This is a genomic window from Phaeobacter sp. A36a-5a (assembly GCF_037911135.1).
Classification (GTDB): domain Bacteria; phylum Pseudomonadota; class Alphaproteobacteria; order Rhodobacterales; family Rhodobacteraceae; genus Phaeobacter; species Phaeobacter bryozoorum.
In genome coordinates, this window is sequence record NZ_JBBLYU010000001.1 from 792,433 (window position 1) to 815,012 (window position 22,580).

General features: G+C 63.6%; 19 protein-coding genes. 15 read left to right on the top strand and 4 right to left on the bottom strand.

Features of this window, described 5'->3' with window-relative positions; genetic code table 11:
* Positions 1 to 6: 6 nt before the first annotated feature.
* From WLQ66_RS03720 to WLQ66_RS03790, 15 genes are all read left to right on the top strand, one after another.
* The gene (locus tag WLQ66_RS03720; RefSeq protein ID WP_340545042.1) at positions 7 to 1,104 is read left to right on the top strand and encodes a UDP-N-acetylglucosamine--N-acetylmuramyl-(pentapeptide) pyrophosphoryl-undecaprenol N-acetylglucosamine transferase; all 1,098 of its coding nucleotides are present in this window, start codon (positions 7 to 9) and stop codon (positions 1,102 to 1,104) included.
* The gene (gene murC / locus WLQ66_RS03725; protein WP_340545043.1) at positions 1,101 to 2,498 is read left to right on the top strand and encodes a UDP-N-acetylmuramate--L-alanine ligase; all 1,398 of its coding nucleotides are present in this window, start codon (positions 1,101 to 1,103) and stop codon (positions 2,496 to 2,498) included. Before WLQ66_RS03720 ends, murC begins: the two co-directional genes overlap by 4 nt.
* 58 nt (positions 2,499 to 2,556) lie before the next feature.
* The gene (locus tag WLQ66_RS03730) at positions 2,557 to 2,811 is read left to right on the top strand and encodes a DUF2484 family protein (protein ID WP_340545044.1); all 255 of its coding nucleotides are present in this window, start codon (positions 2,557 to 2,559) and stop codon (positions 2,809 to 2,811) included.
* Entirely contained in the window at positions 2,808 to 3,059 is a 252-nt protein-coding gene (locus tag WLQ66_RS03735; protein WP_340545045.1) for a DUF2484 family protein, read from the top strand. The genes WLQ66_RS03730 and WLQ66_RS03735 overlap by 4 nt, the downstream gene beginning before the upstream one ends.
* Before the next feature lie 193 nt (positions 3,060 to 3,252).
* Positions 3,253 to 4,176, top strand: coding sequence for a UDP-N-acetylmuramate dehydrogenase (gene murB, locus WLQ66_RS03740; RefSeq protein WP_340545046.1), 924 nt, complete (start codon positions 3,253 to 3,255; stop codon positions 4,174 to 4,176).
* 286 nt (positions 4,177 to 4,462) lie between these two features.
* Entirely contained in the window at positions 4,463 to 5,383 is a 921-nt protein-coding gene (locus WLQ66_RS03745; protein ID WP_340545047.1) for a D-alanine--D-alanine ligase, read from the top strand.
* On the top strand, positions 5,371 to 6,264 hold the full coding sequence (locus WLQ66_RS03750) for a cell division protein FtsQ/DivIB (RefSeq protein WP_340545048.1): 894 nt from the start codon (positions 5,371 to 5,373) through the stop codon (positions 6,262 to 6,264). The genes WLQ66_RS03745 and WLQ66_RS03750 overlap by 13 nt, the downstream gene beginning before the upstream one ends.
* A gap of 1 nt (position 6,265) precedes the next feature.
* The gene (ftsA, locus tag WLQ66_RS03755; protein WP_014874087.1) at positions 6,266 to 7,600 is read left to right on the top strand and encodes a cell division protein FtsA; all 1,335 of its coding nucleotides are present in this window, start codon (positions 6,266 to 6,268) and stop codon (positions 7,598 to 7,600) included.
* Positions 7,601 to 8,038: 438 nt separating this feature from the next.
* Entirely contained in the window at positions 8,039 to 9,817 is a 1,779-nt protein-coding gene (gene ftsZ, locus WLQ66_RS03760; RefSeq protein ID WP_340545049.1) for a cell division protein FtsZ, read from the top strand.
* Between the two features lie 213 nt (positions 9,818 to 10,030).
* Positions 10,031 to 10,966 carry a UDP-3-O-acyl-N-acetylglucosamine deacetylase gene (gene lpxC / locus WLQ66_RS03765; RefSeq protein ID WP_340545050.1) on the top strand — a complete coding sequence of 312 codons (936 nt, stop codon included), beginning with the start codon at positions 10,031 to 10,033 and terminating at the stop codon, positions 10,964 to 10,966.
* Between the two features lie 641 nt (positions 10,967 to 11,607).
* Entirely contained in the window at positions 11,608 to 12,456 is an 849-nt protein-coding gene (locus WLQ66_RS03770; RefSeq protein WP_340545051.1) for an outer membrane protein assembly factor BamD, read from the top strand.
* Between the two features lie 28 nt (positions 12,457 to 12,484).
* Positions 12,485 to 14,131, top strand: coding sequence for a DNA repair protein RecN (gene recN / locus WLQ66_RS03775; RefSeq protein WP_340545052.1), 1,647 nt, complete (start codon positions 12,485 to 12,487; stop codon positions 14,129 to 14,131).
* Between the two features lie 114 nt (positions 14,132 to 14,245).
* On the top strand, positions 14,246 to 15,937 hold the full coding sequence (locus WLQ66_RS03780; RefSeq protein ID WP_340545053.1) for a chloride channel protein: 1,692 nt from the start codon (positions 14,246 to 14,248) through the stop codon (positions 15,935 to 15,937).
* A 216-nt stretch (positions 15,938 to 16,153) separates the two neighbouring features.
* Entirely contained in the window at positions 16,154 to 16,345 is a 192-nt protein-coding gene (locus WLQ66_RS03785; protein WP_340545054.1) for a hypothetical protein, read from the top strand.
* A gap of 168 nt (positions 16,346 to 16,513) precedes the next feature.
* Positions 16,514 to 16,657 (top strand): hypothetical protein, encoded by a 144-nt coding sequence (locus WLQ66_RS03790; RefSeq protein WP_340545055.1) that lies wholly within the window; start codon positions 16,514 to 16,516, stop codon positions 16,655 to 16,657.
* Between the two features lie 90 nt (positions 16,658 to 16,747).
* Here WLQ66_RS03790 and WLQ66_RS03795 read toward each other — a convergent pair whose 3' ends face one another.
* The 4 genes from WLQ66_RS03795 to cobS form a co-directional block, all read right to left on the bottom strand.
* The gene (locus WLQ66_RS03795; RefSeq protein ID WP_340545056.1) at positions 16,748 to 17,089 is read right to left on the bottom strand and encodes a DUF427 domain-containing protein; all 342 of its coding nucleotides are present in this window, start codon (positions 17,087 to 17,089) and stop codon (positions 16,748 to 16,750) included.
* 62 nt (positions 17,090 to 17,151) lie between these two features.
* Positions 17,152 to 18,942, bottom strand: a complete 1,791-nt coding sequence (locus tag WLQ66_RS03800; protein WP_340545057.1) for an aminopeptidase P family protein — start codon at positions 18,940 to 18,942, stop codon at positions 17,152 to 17,154.
* A gap of 235 nt (positions 18,943 to 19,177) precedes the next feature.
* The gene (cobT, locus tag WLQ66_RS03805) at positions 19,178 to 21,055 is read right to left on the bottom strand and encodes a cobaltochelatase subunit CobT (protein ID WP_340545058.1); all 1,878 of its coding nucleotides are present in this window, start codon (positions 21,053 to 21,055) and stop codon (positions 19,178 to 19,180) included.
* A 192-nt stretch (positions 21,056 to 21,247) separates the two neighbouring features.
* Positions 21,248 to 22,234: a cobaltochelatase subunit CobS gene (gene cobS, locus WLQ66_RS03810; RefSeq protein ID WP_340545059.1), complete on the bottom strand. Its 987-nt coding sequence runs from the start codon at positions 22,232 to 22,234 to the stop codon at positions 21,248 to 21,250.
* Between the last annotated feature and the right edge of the window lie 346 nt (positions 22,235 to 22,580).

Below are 22,580 nucleotides of genomic sequence, written 5' to 3' on the forward strand. Positions count from 1 at the left end.
AATACGATGGCGCAGAAATTGCTCTTGATGGCGGCGGGTGGCACCGGGGGGCATATGTTCCCCGCGCAGGCCCTGGCCGAGGCGATGCTGAGACGCGGCTGGCGGGTGAAACTGTCAACGGACGCGCGGGGCGCGCGGTACACCGGCGGCTATCCGCATACCACCGAGATTGCCGAGGTGCCCTCGGCCACCTTTGCCCGCGGCGGGCTGCTGGCCAAGGCGATGGTCGCGCCGAAGATCGCCGCAGGTGTCACAAGGATGGCGATGCAGATGCGGCGGGACCGGCCTGACGTGGTGGTCGGCTTTGGCGGCTATCCGTCGATCCCGGCACTGGGGGCTGCGACCCTGCTGAAGCTGCCGCGTATGATCCATGAACAGAACGGCGTGCTGGGCCGGGTCAATCAGCTGTTTGCTCCCCGTGTGGCCGGGGTGGCCTGTGGCGTCTGGCCCACGGCGCTGCCGGAGGGGGTTGATGGCGTCCATGTCGGCAACCCGGTGCGCGCTGCGGTGCTGGAGCGGGCTGGGGCCGGTTATATTCCGCCGGGTGACTATCCGATGTCGGTGCTGGTGATGGGCGGCAGCCAGGGCGCGCGGATTCTGTCGGACGTGGTGCCCGCAGCGATTGCCGCACTGCCAGAGGCGCTGCGCAGCCGGTTGCGGGTCTCGCATCAGGCGCGCGATGAAGATGGTGCGCGGGTTGCGCAATTCTACGCCGAACAGGGGATCGCGGCGGATGTGCAGCCGTTTTTCACCGATGTGCCCGCCCGCATGTCGGAGGCGCAGCTGGTGATCTCGCGCTCCGGTGCGTCGTCGGTTGCGGATATCTCGGTGATCGGCCGCCCGTCGATCCTGATCCCCTTTGCCGCGGCGGCTGGCGACCACCAGAGCGCCAATGCCCGTGGGCTGGTCGATGCCGGGGCGGCGATCCTGATCCCGGAAAGCGCTCTTGACGTTTCGGCGCTGACAGAGCAAATGAGCGCGGTTCTCAGCAATCCCGATGGTGCCAGCCAGATGGCACGGGCCGCCTTGCAAGTGGGTATTCCCGATGCGACCGAGCGGCTGGTGGGGCTTGTTGAACAGCTGTCCGAGGAAGGAATGACATGAACCCTGCGACCAAACTCCCCGGTGATGTGGGCCCGATCCATTTTGTTGGCATCGGCGGCATCGGCATGTCCGGCATCGCCGAAGTGCTGCTGAACCTTGGCTATGTGGTGCAGGGCTCGGATCTGAAGGCGTCAAAGATCACCAACCGGCTGGAAGAGCTGGGCGCGCGGATCTTTGTCGGGCAGGCGGCGGAAAACCTGGAAGACGCGGCGGTTGTGGTCATTTCCTCGGCGATCAAACCGGGCAATCCAGAGCTGGACGAGGCGCGCCTGCGTGGCCTGCCGGTGGTCCGCCGGGCCGAAATGCTGGCCGAGCTGATGCGGCTCAAATCCAACATCGCCATCGCAGGCACCCATGGCAAGACAACGACCACCACCATGATGGCGGAGCTGATGGTGGCCGGTCATTTCGACCCGACCATTGTCAATGGCGGCATCATTCACGCCTATGGGTCGAACGCGCGGATGGGCCAGGGCGAGTGGATGGTGGTTGAGGCCGACGAAAGCGACGGCACCTTTAACCGCCTGCCCGCAACCATTGCGATCGTCACCAATATCGACCCTGAGCATATGGAGCATTGGGGCGATTTCGATACGCTGCGGGACGGGTTTTACGACTTTGTCTCCAATATTCCCTTCTACGGCGTCGCGGTCTGCTGCACCGACCATCCCGAGGTGCAGGCGCTGGTTGGCCGGATCACCGACCGCCGGGTCGTGACCTATGGGTTCAACGCGCAGGCAGATGTGCGGGCAGTCAACCTGACCTACAAGGCGGGCGTGGCGCATTTTGATATTCATCTTCAGGCCGAGGATCGCGTGATCGAGGGCTGCACCCTGCCGATGCCTGGGGATCACAATGTCTCCAACGCGCTGTCGGCAGTGGCCGTGGCGCGCCATCTGGGCATGAAAAGCAGTGAGATCCGCGAGGCTTTGGCGGCCTTTGGCGGCGTTAACCGCCGCTTCACCAAAGTGGGCGAAGTGGACGGTGTCACCATTATTGACGACTACGGCCACCACCCCGTCGAGATCACTGCCGTGCTGAAAGCGGCCCGGCAGGCCTGCGAGGGCCGGGTGATCGCGGTGCATCAGCCGCACCGTTATTCGCGCCTGTCCAGCCTGTTCGAGGATTTCTGCGCCTGTTTCAACGAGGCCGATGTGGTCGCCATCGCCGAGGTCTTTGCCGCGGGCGAAGACCCGATCGAGGGCGCCGGGCGCGACGATCTGGTGGCCGGTCTGATCCGTCATGGCCATCGCCATGCCCGCGCGCTGCTGGACGAACCCGATCTGGAGCGGCTGGTGCGTGAACAGGCCCGACCCGGCGATATGGTCGTCTGCCTTGGGGCGGGTACCATCAGCGCCTGGGCCAATGGTCTGCCCGAGCGGTTGCGGGGCTGAGGGTGGCTGGCGTGATCTCCTATCCGCGGGCGAGGGTCCCGGCGGTTGAGGCAGCGCCATGCTGAGCCTGCTGGCCTCTGTCCTGTGGGTGTTCATTGCCACCGGCGTGGCTGCCCTGCCGGTTCGCTGGCAGCGCGGGCCGGGGATTGCGCTGGTCGCTGTGGCGCCGGTGCTGATCTATTTCCTGGGTCGTGACCACGGCTGGTTTGCCGCTGCCTTTGGCTGTTTTGCGCTAGTGTCGATGTTCCGCCGTCCGCTGCTGCATGTGCTGTCGCGCCTGCGCCGGGCCTCCGGGCCGGAGGTTGGCGAATGACGCAGTCGCTGATCCTGGCCTGTCTCTGGGTGGTGGCCGCCAATGTGCTGGCGATGCTGCCAAGCCGGGACAATCACTGGTCGCGCGCCTATCTCCTGATTGCCTTTGGCATCCCGCTGCTGGGCTATGTCACCTATGAAAACGGTCCCTGGTGGGGGCTGGCGGCGCTGTTTGCGGGCATGTCGATGCTGCGCTGGCCCGTGATCTATCTGGGCCGCTGGCTGCGCAACCGCCTGAGCCGCAGCTGAACCCCGCCGATTTCCACGAATGAGCGCTCTGCCCTTTGCGCCGGGCTACGGGCTGGGCCATTGTGTGCATGGGCAAAACCGGAGTACACGCAGGGCCGGTCCGGGCTGCTGAGTCTCGTCGTCGTTTGCCCGCTGGGTGCTGCGTCGGCTCGCTTGGCCGGGGTGGACGCCAAGACAGGCAGGGGCAGAGCATATGAACATCGACGGGCTGCGCGGCAAGCTTCATCCGAATCGCGATCTGGCAGGGTTGACCTGGCTGCGGGTTGGCGGACCGGCGGACTATCTGTTTCAGCCTGCCGATGTGGAGGATCTGGCGCATGTTCTGCGGTCTCTGGATCCATCGGTGCCGGTGTTCCCGATGGGCGTCGGCTCAAACCTGATCGTGCGTGATGGCGGGTTGCGGGCGCTGGTGATCCGGCTGGGGCGCGGGTTCAACGCGATTGAGGTCGAGGGCGACACGGTGACCGCTGGCGCTGCTGCGCTGGACGCCCATGTGGCCCGCAAGGCCGCGGATGCGGGGGTGGATCTGACATTTCTGCGCACCATCCCCGGTTCGATCGGTGGCGCGGTGCGGATGAATGCCGGTTGCTATGGCAGCTATGTCGCAGATGTCTTTCAGTCGGCAACGGTGGTGCTGCGCAGCGGTGAAGTGGTGAGGCTGAGCGGTGAGGACCTGAAATTCGCCTACCGCCAGAGCGACCTGCCGGAGGGGGCCGTGCTGGTTTCGGCGGTGTTGCGCGGCCCGATGGGCGATCCCGAAGCCCTGCATGCGCGCATGGAAGAGCAGCTGGCCAAACGCGATGCCACCCAGCCGACAAAGGACCGGTCAGCCGGGTCGACCTTTCGCAATCCGGCGGGGTTTTCATCGACCGGTCAGGCCGATGATGTCCATGATCTGAAGGCCTGGAAAGTGATTGATGATGCCGGAATGCGCGGCGCCCGGCGCGGCGGTGCGCAGATGAGCGAGAAGCATTCCAATTTCTTGATTAACACAGGTGGCGCATCTGCCGCAGATCTTGAGGGATTGGGCGAAGATGTCAGAAAAGAGGTTTACGCCAATTCTGGCATAACGCTAGAGTGGGAAATCATGCGGGTGGGGGATCCGCTTTCCAAATAGCCGATAAAGGCCATGTTTTTCAGAGGGTTATCTCTGATCAGCAGGTCGCTCCTGTGGGAATCGCAGCAGCTGGCGAACTGGAAAAGCGCGATCTTGGTAAAGGCACTGTTAACGGGCCGGTAACGTTTATGACGTTAATGTGGTGACAGCGAACCACAGTGGTCCGTCCGGTGCGGGGAATAGACCTCGCAAGACGAAAAAGCAGGCCTTGGCCTGCGCGAATTGGGGTCAATTTACGACCGCATAACAAGGGGCGAGAAGCCCCGGAACATTTGAGGCGCTTGTCGTGAGTAAGTCGAGCAGGACACTCCCGAAAGTGGCGGTATTGATGGGTGGCCCCTCGGCTGAACGCGAGGTGTCTTTGTCCACAGGGCGCGAATGCGCCACCGCGCTGCGGGACGAGGGATATCAGGTTACAGAACTGGACGCGGGTCCGGATCTCGCGGCGCGTTTGCAGGCGGATCGTCCTGACGTGGTGTTCAACGCCCTGCATGGCCGCTGGGGCGAGGATGGCTGCGTGCAGGGGCTGCTGGAATGGCTCGGCATCCCCTATACCCACTCCGGCGTGCTGGCCTCTGCCCTGGCGATGGACAAGCAGCGGGCCAAATCCATCTATCGGGCCGCAGGTCTGCCGGTTGTCGAGAGCGGCATCTATTCCAAGACCGAGGTGATGGCCGGCCATGTGATGGCGCCGCCCTATGTGGTGAAGCCGAATAACGAAGGCTCCAGCGTGGGGGTCTATCTGGTGAATGAAGTCGCCAACGGTCCGCCGCAGCTGTCGCAGGATATGCCCGATCAGGTGATGGTCGAGAGCTTTGCCCCCGGCCGCGAGCTGACCACCACCGTACTGGGCGACAGACCACTGACGGTGACCGATATCCTGACCGACGGCTGGTATGACTATGACGCCAAGTACAAACCCGGTGGCTCGCGTCATGTGCTGCCTGCGGATCTCCCGGAGGAGATCTTTGCGCTCTGTCTCGAATATGCAGTGAAGGCCCATGAGGCGCTGGGGTGCCGGGGCATCAGCCGCACCGATTTTCGCTGGGACGAGACGCGCGGCGCCGAGGGGCTGATCCTGCTGGAGACCAATACCCAGCCCGGAATGACGCCGACGTCGCTGACGCCGGAGCAGGCGGAACATGTGGGTATGACATTCGGGCAGCTCTGCGCCTGGCTGGTTGAGGATGCGACATGCCCTCGCTGATCACGCGGTTTCGCAAACCCCGCGAGGGGCGTTCCGATCCTGCCCCCTCCCGTCTGACCTATCGCATCCAGCGCTGGATGCTGACGCCGGGCATTCGCTTTGGTGTGCGTTTTGGCATTCCCTTCTGTCTGGTCTTTGTGGCCGGCACCGTGTTCATGGCGGATGAGGCGCGACGCGACCGGTTGCAGGTGATGATCAGCGATCTGCGGGCCTCGATCGAGGAGCGCCCCGAATTCATGGTCAATGTGATGGCCATCGACGGGGCGGGGCGCAGCGTGGCCGAAGATATTCGCGAAGTGGTGCCGATTGATTTTCCCATCAGCTCCTTCGATCTGGATCTGGCCCAGATCCGCGATGAAATCACCGGTCTGGATCCGGTGCGGACGGCGGATGTGCGGATCCGCCCGGGTGGGGTGCTTCAGGTCACGGTGGAAGAGCGCAAACCCGCAGTTGTCTGGCGCAGCCGCGAAGGTCTGGCGCTGCTGGATGCCAATGGCGTGCATGTGGCTGAGCTGGGCGCGCGCAATATGCACCCGGATCTGCCGCTGGTGGCCGGGCGCAATGCCGACGACGCCATTGAGGAGGCGCTGCGGCTGTTTGCGGTGGCCAAGCCGCTGGGACCGCGGATGCGTGGGCTGGTGCGGATTGGCGAACGGCGCTGGGATCTGGTGCTGGACCGTGGCCAGCGGATCATGCTGCCGGCCGAAAATCCGGTGCCCGCATTGGAGCGGGTGATTGCCGTCAGCGAAGTGCGCGACCTTCTGGAGCGTGATGTGGCGGTGGTGGATATGCGCCTGGCGGCGCGTCCAACCGTAAGAATGACCGAAAACGCCGTCGAGGACTGGTGGCGGATCCGACAGTTGAACGCAGGCGGGCTATGATATGACCGATCTCTACCAATCCCAAAGAGCCATGCGGCAGATGCGACGTCAGGCGATGCAGCGCGGTGTTGTGGCCATTCTGGATGTGGGCAGTTCCAAGATTGCCTGTCTGGTGCTGCGTTTCGACGGCACCGGGCGGCTGAGCGAGGATAATTCCATTGGGTCCCTGGCGGGGCAGTCGGGGTTCCGGGTGATCGGCGCGGCCACCACGCGCTCGCGCGGGGTGCAGTTCGGCGAGATCACCGCCATGCAGGAAACCGAACGTGCGATCCGCACGGCTGTTCAGGCCGCGCAGAAGATGGCCGAGGTGCGGGTGGATCATGTGATCGCCTGTTTTTCCGGGGCCAATCCGCGATCCTACGGGCTGGATGCGCAGGTGGATCTGGAAGGTCAGGTGGTGACCGAGAATGAAATCGCCCGCGTGCTGGCGGCCTGTGAGGTGCCGGAATATGGCGCCGGACGCGAGGTGCTGCATGCCCAGCCGGTGAACTTTGCGCTGGACAACCGGTCGGGTCTGAATGACCCGCGCGGGCAGATGGGGCAGACGCTGGCGGCGGATATGCACATGCTGACGGTTGATGCGCTGACCGTGCAGAACCTCGTGCGCTGCATCCAGCGCTGTGATCTGGAGCTGGCGGGCATCGCGTCCTCCGCATACGCGTCCGGGTTTGCGGCACTGGTTGAGGATGAGCAGGAGCTGGGGGCGGCCTGTATCGACATGGGCGGCGGCTCGACCTCGATTTCGGTCTTTATGAAGAAACATATGATCTATGCCGATGCGGTGCGTATGGGCGGTGATCACATCACCAGCGATATTTCTATGGGGCTGGGGGTGCCAACGGCCAACGCCGAGCGGATCAAGACCTTTCACGGTGGCGTCCATGCCACCGGCGCCGATGACCGCGAGATGATTGATATCCACGCCGATACCGGCGACTGGGAACATGACCGCCGCACTGTCAGCCGGGCTGAACTGATCGGGATCATGCGGCCGCGCGTCGAAGAGATCCTTGAAGAGGTGCGCGCCCGTCTGGATGCCGCCGGGTTTGACAGCCTGCCAAGCCAGCAGATCGTGCTGACCGGAGGCTCCAGCCAGATTATGGGTCTGGACGGGCTGGCGAGCCGGGTTCTGGGGCAGCAGGTGCGCCTCGGCCGGCCTTTGCGGGTTCACGGCCTGCCGCAGTCGGCAACCGGTCCCGGCTTTGCCTCCGCCGTTGGTCTCAGCCTGTTTGCCGCCCATCCGCAGGATGAGTGGTGGGATTTTGAGATGCCGGTGGACCGCAACGCCAGCGGCACGCTGAAACGGGCGGTAAAATGGTTCCGCGACAACTGGTGAGGCCTCTGTCGGAGTAGGGGGGACAGGCCCGCTCCGCGCCTTCGCAGCGCCGTCTTCATTAATCAAATGTTAACGAAAAACTTTGCTGGCAAAGTGGTTTCGCGGGTGACAGCGAAATCCTGCCGCGTTAATGTTCCGGTAACGATCGCATCATGCGGCGCATGTAGGCCGAGCAGTGGCCACCAGTATCAGTGACGAGATGTGCTTTCGAGGGCTTTGGTTTTCGGAGGCTGCCGTCATGTTGTGGTGTGTTGCTGGGCTTTCCACAGCATTTGCCAAAATCGGCGAAATGTCGCGAAATTAGACAATACTATGTCTATATTTTGTGGAAAATAGCGCTTTTTTGGATGACGCGACTCGTGCTGCGCGGTAGGATTGTCGCAAAGATGGACAGGAATAGGCCCTTGCGGGAGGGCTGATAACACAGGCGGAACGAGCATGACCTTGAACCTTTCGATGCCCGGCCAGGAAGAGCTGAAGCCCCGGATTACCGTGTTTGGCGTCGGCGGGGCAGGCGGCAATGCCGTCAACAACATGATCGACAAACAGCTGGACGGCGTGGATTTTGTCGTCGCCAATACCGACGCGCAGGCGCTGCAGCAAAGCGCCTCCAAAAGCCGCGTCCAGCTGGGCATCAAAGTCACCGAAGGTCTGGGCGCCGGCGCGCGCCCCTCGGTTGGGTCTGCCGCTGCTGAAGAAAGCATTGAACAGATCGTTGATCACCTCGCGGGCGCGCATATGTGCTTTATCACCGCAGGTATGGGCGGCGGCACCGGCACCGGGGCTGCGCCGATCATCGCGCAGGCCGCCCGTGAACTGGGTGTGCTGACCGTTGGTGTTGTCACCAAGCCGTTCCAGTTCGAAGGCAACAAGCGGATGCGTCAGGCCGAGGAGGGTGTCGAAGCCCTGCAAAAGGTCGTCGATACGCTGATCATCATTCCGAACCAGAATCTGTTCCGTCTGGCCAATGAAAAGACCACCTTCACCGAGGCGTTCTCGATGGCGGATGATGTCCTTTATCAGGGTGTCAAAGGCGTGACCGATCTGATGGTGCGTCCGGGTCTCATCAACCTCGACTTTGCGGACGTGCGCGCCGTGATGGACGAGATGGGCAAGGCGATGATGGGCACCGGCGAGGCCGAGGGCGAAGATCGCGCGGTGCAGGCCGCCGAGAAGGCCATCGCGAACCCGCTGCTGGACGAAATCAGCCTCAAGGGCGCGAAGGGTGTTCTGATCAACATCACCGGCGCACATGACCTGACCCTGTTTGAACTGGACGAAGCGGCCAACCGCATTCGCGAAGAGGTCGATCCCAACGCAAACATCATCGTCGGCTCGACCCTCGACACCGCGATGGAAGGCAAGATGCGGGTTTCCGTTGTGGCCACCGGTATTGATGCCGTGGATGTGCACTCCGACATTCCGGTGCCGCGCCGTCCGATGTCGGCACCGCTGAAGCAGACCGTCAGCGTTGAAGACAGCCGCAGCGCCGCGCCGCTGGAGCTGAGCACCCCGGTTGAGCAGCCCGCAGCTGCCGCCGAACCCGTGGCCGCCGCTCAGGAAGAGCCGTCGCTGTTTGCGGAATTCGACGATGGTCAGGCCGCCGCTGAAGGTCACTATGAAGAAGTGCTGGAGGACGCAGGCGAACAGCTGGGCGCCGACGGTCTGCCCGCACCGGCCTATCAGGGCACGCCCGCGCCGGAATTCCAGCCGCAGGCCGAAGTTGCGGCCCATCAGGCCGAGAGCTTTGTGGCACCAAAGGCGCCCGCACCCGGTACCCCGTCGCCAGAGGCGATCGTGCGGCTTCAGGCGGCTGCGCAGCGCGCCCAGCCTCAGCAGCCGATGCAGCAGACACAGATGCAGCAGCGCCCGTCGATCGACACGGTTCAGCCGCGGGCTCCGCAGCAGGTGCAGCAGCAGCCTCAGCAGGTGCAGCAGCCCGCCGCAGCGGGTCACGAACAGCGCCGCTTTGGGCTCAATTCGCTGATCCATCGCATGACCGGCAGCGCCGCTGAAGGCCAGGCCGCTAAGCCGCAGCAACCGGCACGTCAGCAGCCGCCCATGCAGCAGGCCGCCGCACAGCAGGCCCCGATGCACCAGCCCCAGGTTGCGCATCACGGCCAGCAGGCGGCACCCGCAGCGCAGCCGCAGCGGCAGGCGAACCCTGAGCAGGAACGCATCGAAATTCCCGCATTCCTGCGCCGTCAAGCCAACTGAGCTGATCACATATAAGTCAAAAAGGTCGCCATATGGCGACCTTTTTTCGTTTTGAATCAGCGAGTTGGTGCCGGTTGGGCAGGGTTTTGCCGATCTGTTACAGGGATGTTTCATTCCGTTACAAAGATTGAGTTGAGCCTAACGAAGTGACACCTTACCTCTGTTCCGCAACAAGGGCCCAAGTACGGCCCACCCTTACGGAATGAGGCCATCGTGCAGAATACGCTTAAAGCATCAGTGACGTTTGCCGGTGTGGGGCTCCACTCCGGCAAACCCGTTCGCATGATCCTGAAGCCTGCATCGGCTGGCCACGGGATCTGCTTCCGGCGCACTGACATCGCTTTGGGCAACACCATGGTGCCGGCGCTTTGGGACCGGGTCGAGCGGACGCCATTGTGCACGCGGCTGGTCAATGCCTCCGGTGTTTCGGTTTCCACGGTGGAGCATATCATGGCCGCGCTGGCGGGCTGTGGCATCCACAATGTGATGATTGATATCGACGGCCCGGAAGTGCCGATCATGGATGGGTCTTCGGCGCATTTCGTGCGGGGCATCATGCAGACCGGTATTCAGCGCCTTGCGGCGCCGGTCACCGCCTATCAGATCCTGAAGCCGGTGAGTGTCAGCCATGACGGTGCCACCGCCACCCTGTTGCCGAGCAACCGCCTGACCATCGAGTTCCACATCGACTTTGCCGAGACGGCGATTGGCCGTCAGAGCAAGACGCTGGATCTGCGCAATGGTGCCTTTGCGCGTGAGCTTTGCGACAGCCGCACCTTCTGCCGTCGCGTTGACGTCGAAAGCATGCAGGCCAATGGTCTGGCGCTGGGGGGTGTCCCCGGCGAGAACGCGGTTGTGTTCGACGGCCCGCAGGTCGAGAGCGGCGCGGGGCTGCGCCACTCGGATGAGCCGGTGCGCCACAAGATGCTGGACGCGCTTGGTGACCTGTCGCTGGCGGGTGGCCCGGTCTTTGGCCACTATATCGGCGAGCGTGCCGGTCATTCGCTGACCAACACATTGCTGCGGGCGGTCTTTGCGACATCCGGCGCGGTGCGTCAGGTGAGCTGCGATGCGGCGATGGCAGCGCGCCTGCCGGGGCAGGGGCTGGTCTGGGCGGAGATCCCGACCGATGCGCGCCGCGTTGCGTAACTGAATTGAGGCTATCGGGCGGGAACGTCGGCTGGGGGGCCTGACGTTCAACCTGGGTTCCCCCGGACAATCGGGGTGCACCCGGCGCCAACCGGACCGCGGGCTGCAACGACAGCACTCCGGTCTCTCGCGAACTGATGATTGCAGCACAGACGCCGGGCGCAGACTGCACCACAGTTCGATCCAATACAGGCCTATGCGTTGGCGCAGCCCGACCGGGGCAGATTGCGCCGGGGGCACCGGGGGAGATCTTCGAGCCGTCCTTAGGTCGTGACCCTAGAGGGGCGGGGCGGTTCGAAGATCACACCGGCGGCTTCACGGCGCAGCGCGCGGCCTCAGCGTGCCCCAAAGCGGCTTGCCGGGACTTGTCCAGATCCCGTTTGGTTCGGATCCTTGCAGCGCTCACCTCATATTGACCAATGTTTTCGGATGCGGCGAACCCCGGCGCGGCATGGGGTATCGGCTGGCGTGGGCCATGTTGTGGCGGGCCGGGGCTGCTTCGCACTCTTGACCCCGCCGCGCTTTCTCTGCCAAGTGGGCGGGAAATCGGTTAAAGACGTTTTGCGCGTCAATTGAATGTGCTAGACCGGGCAGAACCGGGGTTCACACCCGTAAGTAAATGACGGTGAGGTTAGGCGAACATGATGGGCATGGGGGCGGCAGCCAAAACCATCGGCGCGGTTCTACTCGTAGCTGCGCTTTCGGGATGTGGCGGAGACGGGGGCGCGGCCAAGAGTTCGCAGCCACTTGACGGGTTCACCCCGGAGCAGATCTACGAGCGCGGCGAATTCGAGATGGAGCGCAACCGGACCGAGGATGCGGCCTTTTACTTCTCCGAGATCGAACGTCTTTACCCCTATTCCTCCTGGGCGAAACAGGCCCTGATCATGCAGGCCTATGCCTATCATCTGGGGCGTGACTACGAGGACAGCCGCGCTGCCGCACAGCGCTATATCGACTTCTACCCGACCGAAGAAGACGCCGCTTATGCGCAGTATCTGCTGGCGCTGAGCTACTATGATCAGATCGACGAAGTGGGCCGCGATCAGGGCCTGACCTTTCAGGCGCTGCAATCGCTGCGCACCGTGATCGAGGTCTACCCGGACAGCGAATATGCCAGCTCGGCAATCCTGAAGTTCGACCTTGCCTTTGACCATCTGGCGGGCAAGGAGATGGAGATCGGCCGCTACTATCTGCGCAAGGGGCATTATACCTCGGCGGTGAACCGGTTCCGCGTTGTGGTCGAGGATTTCCAGACCACAACCCATACCGCAGAGGCGCTGCACCGTCTGGTCGAGGCCTATCTGTCGCTGGGGCTGGTGAATGAGGCGCAGACCGCCGGTGCCATTCTGGGCCATAACTATCAATCGACCGAATGGTATGAGGACAGCTTTAAGCTGCTGACAGACAACGGGCTGAAAATGCGCGATGTTGGCAACAACTGGCTGAGCCAGATCTACCGTCAGTCCATCAAGGGGGAGTGGCTGTAATTGCCACTTCCGCAATTGGGGCCGGGCCATGCTGCGCGCGCTTGATATTCGCGATATCCTGATCATCGACCATCTTGAGCTGAATTTTCAGCCGGGTCTCAACGTGCTGACCGGGGAGACCGGGGCCGGCAAGTCGATCCTGCTGGATTCGCTTGGTTTTGTGCTGGGCTGGCGGGGCCGGGCCGAACTGGTGCGCCAGGGCGCCAAACAGGGGGAGGTGCTGGCCGAGTTCGAGCTGTCGCCCGACCATCCGGCCCATGCGGTGCTGGCTGAGGCGGGGCTGCCCGGAGGCGATACGCTGCTGTTGCGCCGGGTGAACACCGCCGAGGGACGCAAGACCGCCTGGGTCAATGACCGGCGCTGTTCGGGCGAGGTACTGCGGGCGCTGTCGGACACGCTGCTGGAATTGCATGGCCAGCATGATGACCGGGGCCTGCTGAACCCGCGCGGCCACCGCGCCATGCTGGATGAGTTTGCCGGTCTTGGCGATCTTCTGCGGACCGTCCGCGATCGCTGGGCCGCTGCCAGCCGCGCCCGAAAGAGCGTTGCCGAAACCCGCGCCGCGCTGGAGGCCATCCGCGCCGAAGAGGATTTCCTGCGCCATGCGGTGGCGGAGCTGGACGCGCTTGACCCGCAGCCCGGCGAGGATGCTGCACTGGATCAGCGCCGCCGCGAGATGCAGTCCGCCGAGCGGATCCGTGGCGATATCCAGCGCGCCCAGAGCATCCTGACCGATGGTGCCGAGACGGCACTGGGGGATGCGCAGCGCTGGCTGGAAGGGGTCTCTGCGCAGGCAGACTCGGCGCTGGATGCGCCGATTGCGGCGCTGTTGCGGGCGATGATCGAACTGGGTGAGGCGCAGGATGGCGTTGCCCGTGTGCTCGACGGGCTGGAGTTCAATCCCGGTGAGCTGGAAGAGAGCGAGGAGCGGCTGTTTGCCATCCGCGCGCTGGCCCGCAAACATGATGTGCTGCCTGATGATCTGGGCGGCTATGCTGAAACCCTGCGCGAGAAACTGGCGGCGGTGGACGCCGGGGATCAGGATCTCGCCGATCAGGAGGCCGCACTGGCCGAGGCCGAGGCGGCCTATACGGGGGCGGCGGCGCAGCTCTCGGCGGCGCGGCGGGAGACGGCGGCGGCACTGGATGCGGCGGTGATGGCTGAGCTGGCCCCGCTCAAGATGGAACGCGCGGTGTTTGAAACACGGCTGACCGAGGCCGAGCCGGGACCGGAGGGCAAGGACGCGGTTGCCTTTACCGTGGCCACAAACCCCGGCGCGCCGGCGGGGCCGCTGAACAAGATCGCCTCGGGCGGTGAGCTGAGCCGCTTTTTGCTGGCGCTGAAGGTCTGCCTGCGCGGCGAGACCGGCAATCAGACGATGATCTTTGACGAGATCGACCGCGGCGTGGGCGGCGCGACGGCGGATGCCGTGGGGCGGCGGCTGAAGGCGCTGGCAGATGGCGGGCAGGTGCTGGTTGTGACCCATTCGCCGCAGGTGGCGGCCCAGGGCGCGCATCATTGGCGGGTGCAGAAGCAGGTTGTCGACGGGCAGACGCTGTCGCAGGTGGTGCCGCTGGATGAGGACGAACGGGTCGATGAGCTGGCGCGTATGGTTTCAGGTGATACAATCACCTCGGAGGCCCGCGCCGCCGCCAGGGCGCTGCTGGTGGGCTGAGCTAAAACTGTTGCCCGGATCGTTCTAAGCTGTTGAGTTTTCACGATGGCTTAACCAACCTGCCGATAGTTTGCCGCGTAAACAGACAAGAACGACACCGGGACAATCGGGTTCATGCCACAGACCATACGCTCCGCCATTTCCGCCCAGCTGGCTCAGGGGGTTGCTGGCGTGCGGGATGTCTGGCGGGTGCTGCGCCACCGGGGGCCGAGCCAGTTTCAATTCTGGTTTATCGCCTTGCTGATCGGGATCGCTGCCGGGTTTGCGGCGCTGTTCTTCCGCAAGGGGATCACCGCCTTTCAGGCCTGGGTCTATGGCGCGGAGGATGTGAATTTCCTGCATAGTTTCGCACAGGACATGCCCTGGTACTGGCTGATGATCATTCCGACCCTTGGCGGGCTGGTGGTGGGGCTGATCCTGCACCGGTTTACGCCGGATGCCCGGGTGCGATCCGTTGCCGATGTGATCGAGGGGGCCGCGCTTGGCGATGGACGGGTGGAAATTCGCGCCGGTCTGGCGTCTGCCTGTGCCTCTCTGATCACGCTCAGTACCGGCGGATCAACCGGTCGCGAGGGGCCGGTGGTGCATATGGCGGGGGTGATCTCGACCTGGGTCAGCAATCGTATTCAGGCCGATGGCATCACCGGGCGCGATCTTCTGGGCTGTGCGGTGGCGGCGGCGGTCTCTGCCAGCTTCAATGCGCCTATTGCCGGGGCGCTCTTTGCGCTGGAGGTGGTGCTGCGGCATTTCGCGGTCCATGCCTTTGCGCCCATTGTCATCGCCTCGGTGGCCGGAACCGTGATCAACCGGCTGGAATATGGCGATGTGACGGAGTTCGACCTGATCACGCCGGGGGCGCTGCAATTCTACGTCGAGCTGCCGGCCTTTCTGATGCTTGGGCTGATCTGCGGGATCGTGGCGGTGGTGCTGATGCGGTCGATCTTCTTTGCCGAGGAAATCGGCAATGCGGTGCAGACAAAGCTGGGTCTGCCGCGATGGCTGCGTCCGGCGGCCTCTGGCCTGCTGCTGGGCGGGCTTGCGGTCTGGTTTCCCCATATCATTGGCGTTGGCTATGAAACCACGGTTCTGGCCCTCACGGGCGCGCTGGTGCTGCATCAGACCATTCTCTTTGCCATGGTCAAAACCGCGGCCGTGGCGATCACCATGGGCGGGCGCATGGGGGGCGGGGTGTTCTCGCCGTCGCTGATGGTCGGGGCGCTGACCGGGCTCGCCTTCGGGCTGATTGCGACCGCTGTGCTGCCGGATGTGTCGGGGACGCATACGCTCTATGCCTTTGCCGGGATGGGCGCCGTGGCGGCGGCGGTGCTTGGCGCGCCGATTTCCACGACGCTGATCGTGTTCGAACTGACCGGCGACTGGCAGATCGGCCTGGCGGTGATGGTGGCGGTGTCGATGTCGACGGCGCTGGCGTCGCGGATTGTCGACCGGTCGTTCTTTCTCACCCAGCTAGAGCGGCGCAATATTCATTGCGCGGCGGGGCCACAGGCCTATCTGCTGTCGATGCTGCGCGCCGGAGCGGTGATGCGGCCCCTGGGCGATCCGCGCTGCGCCAGCGCGGAGGACTGCGCCGCGCTGATTGACCAGGGGCTGTCGGTCCGCGCCTCTGCCTCGCTGGAGGCGGCGATGCCGATCTTCGACCGGGCCGATCTCAGCTATCTGCCGGTACTGGCGGAAGGGGAGGGCGGCGATAATCCGCCGAATCTCATCGGGGCCCTTTACCACATTGATTCGCTGAAAGCCTACACCCGTGCGCTGGCTGCGGCGGCTGCGGAGGAGCATAGTTGAGGATTGAAAACTACGGCGGCTCATCGTCAATTTGCGACATTTCCCATAAAGCCGTCGCTTAAAGACAAGTTTACCCGCAAAAGACGATCCCAAATATGTGATATTTCTGAAACGGGTGTTCGCTTTTTTCCAGAAGAAATTTTAACCTTTATCGGCCCAGCGGCTTAAATATGGTTAACATAAGGATAATGGTGATCATTCTTCGGAAGTGAAAACATGCAACACAAAACAATCAGCCCGACAGAGGCTGAAACAGTGGCGAAGGCAGTAGAGCAGGAAAATGAGCGGGCGTCTTATGAGGCCCTGATCGACTATGTCGTTCAAAGCGCACGGGATGCACAGATGTTCTGTACCGGTGAGGCCGTCGAGGCCGCGCGTCAGCATCTTTGTCAGACCATCCTGAACTAGGGGGGCATGCGACATCCGTCGCGCCTATTTGTTTCTTCGTCGGTATCTTATTTGGTCCTGGGGCAGGGTTCCGGGCGGGCTCTCTTTGGCCTGCAAAAACGGTAGTGAAATAACGATCAATATGATCGTTATACGTGCATCTTTCTAATTTCTGTGTCGGGAGAATATGTGAAGTCCGAATTCTCCGACCGCGTCATTGGCCGTTTTTCGGATCCGTTTGCGACCCATCAGATGGCGTTTTCCGACAATCGTGCGCCGCTGCGCCGGGGCCTGCGGGCGGTAGGTTGCCCGGTTCCCAGCGCGGTTTCCTGATGAGCGAAAGGCTGCTTATCCACGAAAAAGGCGCCCCGAGACGGGGCGCCCTGACTGCATAAGAGCGTGTTTTTGCCGATCGAGCCGGGCCTAGATCCGCTCCACTTTCACGGTGTCACCGGTGACGAAGGCAAGGTGGTCCTTGATCTGCGCTACGGCCTCATTGGGGGTTTCGTAGCTCCAGACCGCGTTTTCGGTCACGGATGATTTGTTCACAATCGAGAAGTAGCTGGCATCGCCCTTGGCCGGGCAGTGGGTGGTCTTGTCGCTGCGGTCAAGGAAGGCTGTCGCGATGTCGCCGCGGGGAAAATAGATGACGGGCGCCAGATCGCCCTCGCTCAGCTCAAGCGCGTTGCTGCTCTCGCCCAGCACGGCACCACCGGAGCGCACCACCCAGGTGCCTTCTGCTTTGCGAATATGGATCTTTGTCATGGCCTTTTCCTTCACGTCGTTCGTCACGGATCAATGTCGTCTTCAGATGTAACACTGCGGTATCACAGCGGCGCCGTTGCGGCATCCAGCCAGCTTTGTGCCGGGTCTGTTACGTTGGGTCCTATCTTGGCGGCTACATCCGCATGATAGGCGTTCAGCCAGTCCCGCTCTGCCGTGGTGAGCAGGTCCACCACGATCAGGCGGCGGTCCAGCGGGGCGTAGGTCAGGGTGCGCCAGCACAGCATTTCGCGTTCGGCGTCGGCGCTGTCCAGCTCAGGCGCCGGTTCTACCACCAACAGGTTCTCAATGCGAATACCAAAAGCGCCTTCGCGGTAATATCCCGGTTCATTGGAGAGGATCATGCCGGGTTCCAGCGGTACGGTGCCGGCACGGCTGAGCCGCTGGGGGCCTTCATGTACGCTGAGGAAGGCGCCGACCCCGTGGCCAAGCCCGTGGTTGAAGTCCTGCCCGGCCAGCCAGAGCGGCATTCGTCCCACCGCCTCGATGTCGCGACCGGCAAGCCCCTTGGGCCAGCGCAGGCGGGACATGGCGATCATGCCCTGCAGAACGCGGGTATAGGCCTCGCGGGCTTCCTGCGGTGGGGTGCCGATGGCGAGGGTGCGGGTGATGTCGGTGGTGCCGTCCAGATATTGCCCGCCGCTGTCCAGCACCAGCAGATGCCCGTCCAGCAGCGCGGCATTGCTGTCCTCGCTGACCCGGTAGTGGATGATGGCGCCATTGGGGCCGGTGCCCGAAATGGTTTCAAAGCTGATGTCGCGCAGCTTCGGATCCTTGCGGCGGGTGGCTTCGAGATGTTTGACCACGTCGATTTCGGTGATGCTGCCGGGGGGCTGGGCGTCCAGCCAGGCGAGGGTTTCCACCACGGCGGCACCATCGCGCAGATGAGCGGCGGCGCTGCCTGCGATCTCGGCGGCGCATTTGCGGGCCTTGGGCAGGGCGCAGGGGTCACCGGCCGCAACCAGCGCATCGCCGAGCTGATCGGCGACGATCCGGGGCAGGGTCGTCAGATCGACGGTGACGGAGGCATCTTTGGCCTGTGCCAGCTCAGCCACGGCTGATAGGAAGGTCTGCGGCGCATGAACGGCCACATCCGCGCCGAGGTGATCCCTGACACCCGTCAGCTTCTCTTCCGCCATGAACAGATCGACCCGCGCGTCGGCGTGCAGGATGGCAAACCCGTGGGCGACCGGGTTGTGGGCGATATCGCTGCCGCGGATGTTCAGGAGCCACATGATGCTATCTGGCAGGGTGATCACGGCGGCGCTATGTCCGGCGTCGCGCAGCTCTTGGGCCAGAGAGGCGGTCTTTTCGGAGGCGGATGTACCTGCATAGCTGAGCGGATGGGCGATGACGGGCTGCACCGGCGGGGTGGGCTGATCCTGCCAGATGCGATCCACCAGATTGTCGACCGGCACGAATTCAAACCCGTGCAGATCGAGCCCCTGCATCTGGCTGGCCGAATGCAGCCAGGGGTCATAGCCGATGCGCCCCCCGGTCGGCAGCTGCTCCTTCAGCCAATCGGCCAGCTGCACCTCGGGCCAGTGCACCGGGGTAAAGACCTCCGCGACCTGCTGTTTTACCTGCGTGCGGTAACGCCCGTCGATAAACACCCCGGCCACATCACGCAGCACGGCACAGAAGCCCGCAGAGCCGGTAAATCCGGTGAGCCAGGCCAGACGTTCGTCGCCGGGGGCGACATATTCGCCCTGATGGGCATCGCTGCGCGGCACCAGAAAGCCGTCGAGCCCCTCGCGCTGCAATTCAGTGCGCAAAGCCTCGAGGCGGGGCGGGCCCTGTTCCGGGCGGGCTGTCACGTCGAAGGTCTGGAACATCGGCTCCCTCCATCTGTTTCGGGTGGTCCGCGACGGTTGGTCAGGGCGCAGCGGCCGGCCCTTCTGGGCGGGTGTTGCGCAACGTCGGCAGGAACAAGGAAATGGCTCGGCAGTCACGGCGCGCTCTGTCGCGAACACTTGTTCCAAATCCGGCGACGTCCCGCAACCCCTGTAACACAAAGCCCCGCACCGAAGCGGCGCGGGGCTTTGATTCAGAGCGGCGTGGCTGGCGTGCTCAGCTCGCGCGTTTGATGCCCATCACCCGGGCGCGGGCGCGCGGGTCACTGTCAAAGAGAGCGGCCAGCTGCTCGGTCATGGCGCCTGCCAGCTGTTCAACATCGGTGATGGTCACGGCGCGATCGTAATAGCGGGTGACGTCATGGCCGATGCCGATGGCCAGCAGTTCGACCTGTTTGCGCCGCTCCACCATCGCGATCACATCACGCAGGTGTTTTTCCAGATAGTTGGCCGGGTTCACCGACAGCGTGCTGTCATCCACCGGCGCGCCATCGGAGATCACCATTAGGATCTTGCGGGCTTCCTGACGGGCGACCATGCGGCGGTGCGCCCATTCCAGCGCCTCGCCGTCGATATTCTCCTTCAGCAGGCCCTCTTTCATCATCAGGCCAAGATTGTCGCGGGTCCGGCGCATCGGCGCATCGGCGGCTTTGTAGATGATGTGGCGCAGGTCGTTCAGACGGCCGGGGAGCTGTGGGCGACCGTCATTGAGCCAGGCCTCACGCGCGAGCCCGCCTTTCCACGCGCGGGTGGTAAAGCCGAGGATTTCGACCTTCACGTTGCAGCGCTCCAGAGTGCGGGCCAGAACGTCGGCGCAGATCGCGGCGATGGAGATTGGCCGACCGCGCATGGAACCGGAGTTGTCCAAGAGGAGCGTCACCACGGTGTCGCGGAATTCGGTGTCTTTCTCCCGTTTGAACGACAGCGGCGTGGTGGGGTTGGCCACCACGCGGGCCAGACGGCCGGCGTCCAGAATGCCCTCTTCGAGGTCGAACTCCCACGAGCGGTTCTGCTGCGCCTGAAGGCGGCGCTGCAATTTGTTGGCAAGCCGCGAGACGGCCCCTTTCAGCGGTTCCAGCTGCTGGTCCAGATAGGCGCGCAGCCGTTCCAGCTCCGCTGGTTCGGCGAGATCCTCGGCGGCGATTTCCTCGTCATGGGCATCATCGAAGACCTTATAGTCGGGATCGGCCTCCGACACGGCGGGCGGCGGTGGCGGGTCCAGCGGAGCCTCGCCATCGGGCATTTCGGTATCTTCAGCCAGCTCTTCATCGGCCATCTCGTCCATCGAGACCTGCGCCTGGCTTTCGTCCTGCTGCTGCTCCTGGGCCTGTTCGGGGTTGGCGTCGGCCTCTTCCTCTTCGGAGTCGTCCTGACCGCTGCTGTCGGGGTCCTGCTGCTCCTCGGCGTCGTCTTCGGCGTCGCTGTCCTGTTCGTCGTCGAGCTGATCCGGGTCGTCGCCCAGCTGGTCGCCATAGCCCAGATCGGTGATCACCTGCCGCGCGAATTTGGCGAATGCGGCCTGATCCTCGATGGTGTCACCGAGATTGGCCAGCGTGTCGCCGGCCTGCTGCTCAATGAAACCGCGCCACAGTTCCATGACGTTGGCCGCCGCATCGGGCATCGGGCGGCCGGTCGCCAGATGGCGGATCAGATAGCCGGCGGATACCGCCAGCGGCGCCTCGGTTGCGGATTTGATCTGGTCGTAACCCTTGCGCAGGGCTTCGTTCTGGATCTTCACGTCGATATTGGAGGCGGTGCCGGGCATGTGCCGCGCGCCCATCGCCTCGCAGCGGGCGGATTCCAGCGCCTCGTAGAGATCAAGCGCCATGTCGCCGGGCGGGGCATAGCGGGCATGGGTGGCGGGGTCGTGGAATTTGTGGCGCAATGCCAGCGCATCGGCGGTGCCACGGGCCAGCAGCACCTCTTCGCGGGTCATCCGTCGGGAGACCTGAGGCAGCCGCATATTGTCGCCGGACAGACCGGCAGGGTCGACCGAGTAGGAGACGTTCAGCTCGGAATCATTGGCCATGACCTTGGTGGCTTCGGCCAGCGCCTTCTTGAACGGATCGGCGGGGTTGTCGTTGGGCTTTTTCATGGTCGCACCTAGTCCCTTGTGAGCATCCCCCCTCGTGTCGGAAAAGTCCAGTGGCACTGCTGCGGATAGGGCAGCGCCGGTCCCGGCGGGGTGAGAGGCGAAGCGCCCGCCCGTTTTGCCGGAGGCAAACCTTCGGTCTGGCGGGGGCAGTTCGGGCGCTGCCCGGCCTTGCGGCCGGGCGGCACATTGCTGTTAGCCCAGCGAAACGCTTGCAGCGCTTTCCGGCAGCTCTTCGTCAAAGCAGCGCTGGTAGAACTCGGCGACGGTCTGGCGCTCCAGCTCGTCGCATTTGTTCAGGAACGACAGGCGGAAGGCATAGCCCACGTCGCGGAAAATCTCGGCGTTCTGGGCCCAGTTGATCACCGTCCGCGGCGACATCACGGTGGAGAGATCGCCGTTCATGAAGGCGGTGCGGGTGAGATCGGCGACGGTGACCATCTGGCTGATGGTCTTGCGGCCCTTCTCGGTGTTGTAATGCGGCGCCTTGGACAGGACGATGGCGCTTTCGGCGTCGTGGCTGAGGTAGTTCAGCGTGGCCACCAGCGACCAGCGGTCCATCTGGGCCTGGTTGATCTGCTGGGTGCCGTGATAGAGGCCAGTGGTATCGCCCAGACCAACGGTGTTGGCGGTGGCAAACAGGCGGAAGAACGGGTTCGGGGTGATGATCTCGTTCTGATCGAGGAGCGTCAGCTTGCCGTCATGCTCCAGAACGCGCTGGATCACGAACATCACGTCCGCGCGGCCCGCGTCATATTCGTCGAACACGATGGCAACCGGGTTGCGCAGCGCCCAGGGCAGGATGCCTTCGTGGAATTCAGTGACCTGCTTGCCGTCGCGCAGCTTGATCGCGTCCTTGCCAATGAGGTCGATCCGGGAGATGTGGCTGTCGAGGTTCACCCGGACGGAGGGCCAGTTCAGGCGCGCGGCGACCTGTTCGATATGGGTCGATTTACCGGTGCCGTGGTAGCCCTGGATCATCACGCGGCGATTGTGGCTGAAGCCTGCCAGAATGGCCAATGTGGTCTCGGGATCGAATTTATAGGTCGGATCCAGAGCCGGAACCCGGTTGGAGCCGTCGGCGAAGCCCTTGACGGTCATATCCGTATCAATTCCGAACACATCGCGCACCGAAAGGGTTTCGGTGGGTTTCGCGTTCATATCCAGCATACCGTCGGTCATCGCAATCGATCCTTATCCTCATCCGCGCAGCGTCCGTCGGCTGGCGGCAATCCGGTGGATTGGTGCCTGATCTTGTCTGCAATCGCAAGGGGCCAAGGCCGGGTTTGACCAGCTGTCGTGACGTTTGGTCTCAATCTGGCGCTAAGGCCGCGCCTGGCCGGACCAGTTGCGCGCGTGTCGGGGGGGCATTCCGGCCCGCGCCCCTGTGTTCTGCCGGTGGCAGGGTGTGGCGGCAAACGCATAGCGGGGTTGCGTCTGCTGGTGGCTTCTGGTGCCGGATGAGCCAAATGAACCCTGTACAAAAGGGGGCAAAGCCGATATCAGCGCGCACTTGGATGATGCCATC

Excerpts from the sequence above, each read along its gene's own strand:
- WLQ66_RS03720 (WP_340545042.1), top strand. The coding sequence starts at position 7 with ATGGCGCAGAAATTGCTCTTGATGGCGGCGGGTGGCACCGGGGGGCAT.
- murC (WP_340545043.1), top strand. The coding sequence starts at position 1,101 with ATGAACCCTGCGACCAAACTCCCCGGTGATGTGGGCCCGATCCATTTT.
- WLQ66_RS03730 (WP_340545044.1), top strand. The coding sequence starts at position 2,557 with ATGCTGAGCCTGCTGGCCTCTGTCCTGTGGGTGTTCATTGCCACCGGC.
- WLQ66_RS03735 (WP_340545045.1), top strand. The coding sequence starts at position 2,808 with ATGACGCAGTCGCTGATCCTGGCCTGTCTCTGGGTGGTGGCCGCCAAT.
- murB (WP_340545046.1), top strand. The coding sequence starts at position 3,253 with ATGAACATCGACGGGCTGCGCGGCAAGCTTCATCCGAATCGCGATCTG.
- WLQ66_RS03750 (WP_340545048.1), top strand. The coding sequence starts at position 5,371 with ATGCCCTCGCTGATCACGCGGTTTCGCAAACCCCGCGAGGGGCGTTCC.
- ftsA (WP_014874087.1), top strand. The coding sequence starts at position 6,266 with ATGACCGATCTCTACCAATCCCAAAGAGCCATGCGGCAGATGCGACGT.
- ftsZ (WP_340545049.1), top strand. The coding sequence starts at position 8,039 with ATGACCTTGAACCTTTCGATGCCCGGCCAGGAAGAGCTGAAGCCCCGG.
- WLQ66_RS03770 (WP_340545051.1), top strand. The coding sequence starts at position 11,608 with ATGATGGGCATGGGGGCGGCAGCCAAAACCATCGGCGCGGTTCTACTC.
- recN (WP_340545052.1), top strand. The coding sequence starts at position 12,485 with ATGCTGCGCGCGCTTGATATTCGCGATATCCTGATCATCGACCATCTT.
- WLQ66_RS03780 (WP_340545053.1), top strand. The coding sequence starts at position 14,246 with ATGCCACAGACCATACGCTCCGCCATTTCCGCCCAGCTGGCTCAGGGG.
- WLQ66_RS03785 (WP_340545054.1), top strand. The coding sequence starts at position 16,154 with ATGCAACACAAAACAATCAGCCCGACAGAGGCTGAAACAGTGGCGAAG.
- WLQ66_RS03795 (WP_340545056.1), bottom strand. The coding sequence starts at position 17,089 with ATGACAAAGATCCATATTCGCAAAGCAGAAGGCACCTGGGTGGTGCGC.
- WLQ66_RS03800 (WP_340545057.1), bottom strand. The coding sequence starts at position 18,942 with ATGTTCCAGACCTTCGACGTGACAGCCCGCCCGGAACAGGGCCCGCCC.
- cobT (WP_340545058.1), bottom strand. The coding sequence starts at position 21,055 with ATGAAAAAGCCCAACGACAACCCCGCCGATCCGTTCAAGAAGGCGCTG.
- cobS (WP_340545059.1), bottom strand. The coding sequence starts at position 22,234 with ATGACCGACGGTATGCTGGATATGAACGCGAAACCCACCGAAACCCTT.